Genomic DNA, 918 nt, shown 5'->3' on the forward strand with positions numbered 1-918 from the left:
CGCTCAGGGGTCCGTACCGAGATCTTCCGCGACGACGAGGGCCTGCGCATGCGCACCACGCTCAACGGCCCGCTCGCCGCCCTGCTCCCCGATCCGGTGCAGGAGCACCCGCTGGTCCCGGTGCGTCACGGCGAGTTCGTGATGCGACCGGAGGGCGAGCAGGGGTGGCATGCTGTGGTCTTCTACTCCCTGCCCAGCGGCGAGCGCTACCTGCACCACGGTGTGCGCGCAGCGCCGAAGGTGTCGTGATGCGCGTGCAGGCGGACGCGGACCTCGACCTGGTCCTCGCCGACATCGAGACCCTCGTCTCCTGCGAGTCGCCGTCGGGCGACCTCGAAGCCGTCTCCCGCAGCGCCGACGTCGTCGCCGCCCTCGGTGAGAGGCTGCTGGGGGTCGCCCCGGAACGCATCGTCATCGACGGGCGCACGCATCTGCGCTGGCGATTCGGCGATCCGGTCGTGCTGCTCCTCGGCCACCACGACACGGTATGGCCGCTCGGCTCGCTGCGGCGGTTGCCGTTCACCGTCGAGGACGGTGTGCTCCGCGGACCCGGATGCTTCGACATGAAGACGGGCGTCGTGATGGCGCTGCATGCCGTCGCCGCACTGTCCGATCGCACCGGCATCAGCATCCTGATCACGGGTGATGAAGAACTCGGTTCTCCGAGTTCGCGCGCCCTGATCGAGCAGGAGGCGATCGGCTGCGCTGCGACGCTCGTGCTCGAGGCCTCGGCCGACGGCGGTGCCGTGAAGATCGCACGCAAGGGCGTCTCGCTCTACCGTGTGCGCGTCACGGGGCGTGCCGCCCATGCCGGGCTCGAACCGGAGCGTGGCGTGAACGCTGCCGTCGAGGCGGCCCACCTCGTGCTCGCGATCGCGAGGCTCGGCGACCGGTCGGTGGGGACCAGCGTGACGCCCA

2 protein-coding genes are annotated in these 918 nt (G+C 70.7%); both read left to right on the forward strand.

The genetic code is table 11. The features are described from left to right. The coding region (locus tag DSP71_RS22655) for a hypothetical protein (RefSeq protein ID WP_220151092.1) at nt 1–249 on the forward strand (249 nt) is incomplete at its 5' end. Continuing rightward, nucleotides 249–918: M20/M25/M40 family metallo-hydrolase (locus DSP71_RS07235; protein ID WP_113680746.1), on the forward strand; the 670-nt coding region annotated here is incomplete at its 3' end. The genes DSP71_RS22655 and DSP71_RS07235, both read left to right, overlap by 1 nt.

This window comes from Microbacterium sp. H6, from assembly GCF_003314775.1.
Classification (GTDB): Bacteria; Actinomycetota; Actinomycetes; order Actinomycetales; family Microbacteriaceae; genus Microbacterium; species Microbacterium oxydans.